Source organism: Caballeronia sp. (assembly GCF_049581465.1).
GTDB lineage: Bacteria > Pseudomonadota > Gammaproteobacteria > Burkholderiales > Burkholderiaceae > Caballeronia.
In genome coordinates this window covers 1-5129 of record NZ_JBAUSA010000268.1, presented here as the reverse complement: position 1 = coordinate 5129, position 5129 = coordinate 1, and the positions used below count along the sequence as shown (strand labels likewise).

5 protein-coding genes are annotated in these 5129 nt (G+C 61.2%); 2 read left to right on the top strand and 3 right to left on the bottom strand.

Annotation, left to right across the window (positions count from 1 at the left end; translation table 11 throughout):
- A partial coding sequence (locus WCA53_RS06645) for an MGH1-like glycoside hydrolase domain-containing protein (protein ID WP_423907159.1) occupies window positions 1-1890 on the top strand: 1890 nt, incomplete at its 5' end.
- Here WCA53_RS06645 and WCA53_RS06640 read toward each other — a convergent pair.
- Together WCA53_RS06640 and WCA53_RS06635 are read right to left on the bottom strand one after the other, a co-directional pair.
- The gene (locus WCA53_RS06640; protein ID WP_423907157.1) at window positions 1808-2449 is read right to left on the bottom strand and encodes a DsbA family oxidoreductase; all 642 of its coding nucleotides are present in this window, start codon (window positions 2447-2449) and stop codon (window positions 1808-1810) included. The two genes, WCA53_RS06645 and WCA53_RS06640, sit on opposite strands and share 83 nt — an antisense overlap.
- Before the next feature lie 131 nt (window positions 2450-2580).
- Entirely contained in the window at window positions 2581-3474 is an 894-nt protein-coding gene (locus tag WCA53_RS06635; RefSeq protein ID WP_423907155.1) for an aldo/keto reductase family oxidoreductase, read from the bottom strand.
- 105 nt (window positions 3475-3579) lie between these two features.
- Here WCA53_RS06635 and WCA53_RS06630 point away from each other — a divergent pair, with 105 nt between their 5' ends.
- The gene (locus tag WCA53_RS06630) at window positions 3580-4494 is read left to right on the top strand and encodes a LysR family transcriptional regulator (RefSeq protein ID WP_423907153.1); all 915 of its coding nucleotides are present in this window, start codon (window positions 3580-3582) and stop codon (window positions 4492-4494) included.
- Between the two features lie 80 nt (window positions 4495-4574).
- Here the strand turns inward: WCA53_RS06630 and WCA53_RS06625 are convergent.
- On the bottom strand, window positions 4575-5129 hold a 555-nt coding region (locus WCA53_RS06625; protein WP_423907150.1), incomplete at its 5' end, for a UPF0182 family protein.

The following is a 5129-nucleotide window of genomic DNA, read 5'->3' as shown; positions in this document are numbered from 1 at the left end:
GAGCGCTCGGTGCTGTATCTGCGCTGGCGTCCCGAACCGGCTCCGGATGCCGTGCCGCTCGACATGAACGAACTTTTCGCGCGCCGGCAAGCAGAAGCCGACGAATTCTATTCGGCGCTTCAGCACGACATCCCCGACGCCGATGCGCGGCTCGTACAGCGTCAGGCACTCGCCGGCATGCTATGGAGTAAGCAGTACTACCAGTTCGACGTAACGCGCTGGCACGACGGTGACCCCGGCCAACCGACGCCACCGGGAGTACGCAAGCGCGGCCGCAACGCGGATTGGCGGCACATGTGCAATGGCGATATTGTGTCGATGCCCGACAAGTGGGAGTACCCGTGGTATGCGTCGTGGGACCTCGCATTTCATGCGGCCGCGTTCGCCGTGATCGATCCCGACTTCGCGAAGAAGCAATTGCTGCTGCTCGTGAAGGAGCGCTACATGCATCCGAACGGGCAATTGCCGGCCTACGAGTGGGCGTTTGGCGACGCAAATCCGCCGGTTCACGCGTGGGCAACATGGCGTGTGTACGAACTCGACCGCGAGGTGACGGGCGTGGGCGACCGCGAGTTTCTCGAAGTCATGTTCCACAAGCTGCTGCTCAATTTCTCGTGGTGGGTCAACCGCAAGGACGCGGATGACCGCAACATCTTTCAGGGTGGCTTTCTCGGGCTCGACAACGTGGGCATCTTCGACCGGTCCTCGCCACTACCGACGGGCGGGCGCATCGATCAGGCCGATGGTACGGCATGGATGGCCTCCTACGCGCTCGACCTGATGCAGATCGGCCTCGAACTGGCGATGACGAACAGCGCGTACGTGGAAATCGCGGTGAAGTTCTTCGAACATTTCCTGTATATCGCGGAGGCGGTCAGTTGCAGCGAATTCTGCGAGACAGGCTTGTGGGACGAACCCGACGAATTCTTCTACGACGCATTACACCTTCCGGACGGTACCCGTGTGCCAATGCGCATTCGTTCGATCGTCGGACTGATTCCGCTCTTCGCCGTTCGCGTGCTAGAGGATCGGGTGTACGGGCATCTGCCGGGATTGCGCGAAAGGCTGGCGTGGTTTCTGGATCATCGGCCGAATCTGGCAAGGCTGGTGTCGCGCTGGACCGAGCCCGGCAAAGGTAACACCACGCTGCTGTCATTGTTGCGCGGACATCGGATGAAAGCGCTCTTGCGGCGCGCGCTCGATGAAAACGAGTTTCTCTCCGAGCACGGTGTGCGGGCGCTGTCGCGTGTGCATAGCGATGCACCGTATCTCTACGACCATCACGGCGCGAACTTCTGCATCAAGTACTTGCCTGGGGAATCGGACTCGCACGTGTTTGGTGGCAATTCAAACTGGCGCGGGCCGGTCTGGATGCCGGTCAACTATCTGCTGATCGAATCGCTGTATGAGTTCTATGGCTACTACGGCGACGAGTTTCGCGTCGAATATCCGACAGGATCGGGCAGCAGCTTTTCGCTAAGCGAGATTGCCGATGACCTCGCGCGGCGTGTCACCACGCTCTTTCTCAAGGATGCACGTGGCGTGCGGCCCGTCATGGCCGCCTATCCGCTTCTGCAAGCCGACCCGCGTTCGCAGGATCTCATCCTGTTCCATGAGTACTTTCACGGCGACAACGGACGGGGCGTCGGTGCTTCGCATCAAACCGGCTGGAGCGGGCTCGTCGCGCTCCTGCTCCAGCCGCGCATGATGAAGCTGTCGCATGTCAGGCATGACGCTGCGCCGGTGGCTTCGGCTTCGTCTTCGGCAGTGGCCGAAGACGAAGCGCCGTTGCGGCGCGAAAGCGAGACTACCCTTCGGCCAGAGCCTGTTGGATCGCTTCCTCGAAGGCTTCTACGGGCTGTGCGCCGCTCACCAGATACCGGTTATTGATGATGACTGCCGGCACCGCATGGATGCCCATCGCCTGGTATTCCTGTTCTTCCGCACGAACCGCGTCGGCGTAGTCGTCACTTTGCAGTACCTTGCGCGCCTCTGCGGCGTCAAGCCCTACAGACTGCGCAGCTTCAACCAGGACGTCGTGGTCGCTCGGGGCTTTGCCATCGCCATGATAGGCCTGCAGGAGTGCCCGCTTGAGCGCCAACTGTTTGCCGTTGAGGTTGGCCCAATGCACCAGGCGGTGCGCATCGAAGGTGTTATAGATGCGCGTACGCGGACCGAAGGTAAAGCCAACGCTCGCGCCACGCTCGCGAATCATGACTTGTGCCTCGGCGACCTGCGCCGGGGTGCGTCCGTATTTCTTTACGACATAGTCGACGATCTTCTCGCCGTCCTTGCCCATCTCGGGGTTCAGTTCGAACGGATGCACGACCAGCTTGGTGTCGACGGCGTCGCCAACGCGCGAGAGCGCAAGTTCGAGCGAGGACAGGCCGACAGCACACCATGGGCACGCGATATCGGAGACAAAATCGATTCTGAGCGGTTGTTTCATAGCTTTCCTGACGTGATCGGTGAACGTTTCCCATTGTGGACGACGTTCGGCCTGCCATTATCATGCTCGGTCGCAATTCATTTGTTCCTCAGCGTCAACCGTGCGTTGCGATGAGCCTATGGGAGAAACGATCAATGTTCCCCGTTGGCTTCCTCACTGACTCGGCCAATCGCGTCCAGTTCAGCGCGCACCGCGTCCTGCAAGCTCAATTGTGCCACCTGCATGTTTTCACGCAGATGCTCGAGCGACGAAGTGCCCGGGATCAGCAAAATGTTAGGCGAGCGATGAAGAAGCCAGGCAAGCGCCACCTGCATCGGCGTTGCGCCGATCGTTTCGGCGACCTTGGACAGCGCTGACGATTGAATCGGCGTGAACCCGCCAAGCGGGAAGAACGGCACGTAGGCAATGCCCTTGGCCGCCAGGTCGTCGATCAGCGCATCATCCTCCCGCTGGACCACGTTGTAGTGGTTCTGCACGCAGACGATCTCGACGATGCCCTGCGCCTCGGCCACCTGGGCCGGGGTCACGTTGGAGAGACCAATGTGGCGAACGAGACCCTGGCGCTGAAGCTCGGCGAGGGCAGTGACCTGCTTTTCAATCGATCCTTCTGCGGGGCTGTGGATGTTGCCCATGATTCGCACGTTGACGACATCGAGCGCGTCGAGGCCGAGATTGCGAAGGTTGTCGTGGACGCCGCGCTTGAGATCTTCCGGTTCGAGTGCCGCTATCCACGAGCCATCGTCACCCCGGATGGCGCCCACCTTGGTCACGATCACAAGCTCATCCGGGTAAGGATGGAGCGCTTCGCGAATGAGTTGGTTGGTGACGTGCGGCCCGTAGAAGTCGCTCGTATCGATGTGATTGACGCCCGACGCCACCGCTTCGCGCAGTAGGGCGATAGCGACGTCACGATCCTTCGGCGGCCCGAATACGCCGGGTCCAGCCAGTTGCATGGCGCCGTAGCCCAGGCGGTGCACCGGGCGGCGGCCCAGCGAAAATGTGCTTACAGGGTTGAAGTTGGACATAGCGGTTCTCCTCGACGAATGGTTAAGGGTCAGTATGGAGGTGTTTGCGTTGTTAGATAATCCGATCTAAATTGCACGGGTTGTGCAAAATTTTAAACAATGGCCATGGAATTAAATGATCTTGCCGCGTTCGTTTCAGTCGCTCGCGCCGGCGGCTTTCGCGACGCAGCCCGAATCAGTGGCGTCTCCGCCTCGAGCCTTAGCATCGCCGTGCGTCGCCTTGAGGCGCAGCTCGGTCTGCGCTTGCTGAACCGGACCACGCGCAGCGTGGCCCCGACCGAAGCGGGGCTGCGTCTCATCGAAAGGCTGACTCCCTTGTTCAGCGAGATGGAAGCGGCGCTGGATGTCCTGAACGTGTTCAGGGACAAGCCGACAGGCACACTCAAACTCAACGTGCCCTCGAGCGCCGCGCGCATCGTATTGCCAGGCGTCATCGCGCCATTCCTTGCGGCCTATCCCGACATCCGCGTGGAAGTCGTGGTTGAGGATGGATTTGTCGATGTGCTTTCGATCGGCTGCGATGCAGGCATTCGCTACGACGAGCGGCTTGAACAGGACATGATTGCCATTCCGATCGGGCCACGTGTGCAGCGTTTCGCCACCGCTGCGGCTCCGGGCTATCTCGACACGCACGGGAGACCCGAGCATCCGCGCGACCTGCTCTCGCATGCGTGCTTGCGCGCTCAATTTGCCGGAGGCGCGAAACCCACCTGGGATTTCGAGCGCGATGGCGAGGTGGTGCGGCTGGATCCGCCGGGCCCGCTCCTGGTCAGGCCGGGCGCGGCAGTCGACCTTGCGATAAGTACTGCGGTAGCAGGGGTGGGTGTCATCCACCTTTTCGAGGGAATGCTGCGCCCGCATCTCGATAGCGGAGCGTTGGAGCCGATCCTGGAGCCGTGGTGGCAGCGCTTTTCAGGGCCGTTTCTTTACTATCCGGGGCGTCGCCATTTGCCTGCACCGTTGCGCGCCTTTGTCGATTTCCTGAAGGCGGATGATTCATCGAACCCGCCGACGCTTTGATTTCCTACGTCGTGTAGATACTGGCCGGCGCGGTGTGGCAAGAGAGCGGTTGGCATGCTTCGCGAGACTTTGGTGTTGGATCACCGCTGGTCCTCGGGGCGGCCGGCGCCGAGCGCTTCTAGCAACGGCCGGAGGGCATCGAGTTCTGCGCCGAAACCGCTCCAGTCTCCCGCCTTCAGGCGTTCTATCGCGCGGTCATAATGCGCCAGTGCCTCGCGGGCGCGCGCGTCCGACGTGCCGCGGGGCAGTGCCACCGGGGTGGTCTCCTTGAAGAGCGCTGCCAAGGCTTCGCCCAACGTCTCCTCCATCACCACACGGTCTCCATAGGCGGCGATCACCCGTTTTAATTCGGGCAACTGACCAGACGCCGCGCGCAAGTAGAGCGGGGAGACATAGAGGATCGAATTCTCGACCGGCACGACCACAAGATGGCCGCGGATGACGCGCGAGCCCATCTGGTTCCACAGCGAGATCTGTTGTGAGATCTCGGTATTCTGCTGGATGCGCGCTTCGATCTGGAACGGCCCATAGACCAGCTTCTCCTTTGGAAAGGTGTAGACGATGAGCTGGCCGTACGCGGGTGGATCGCAACGCGCCGCCAACCAGGCGATCATGTTCTCGCGCTGGCTGGGCAC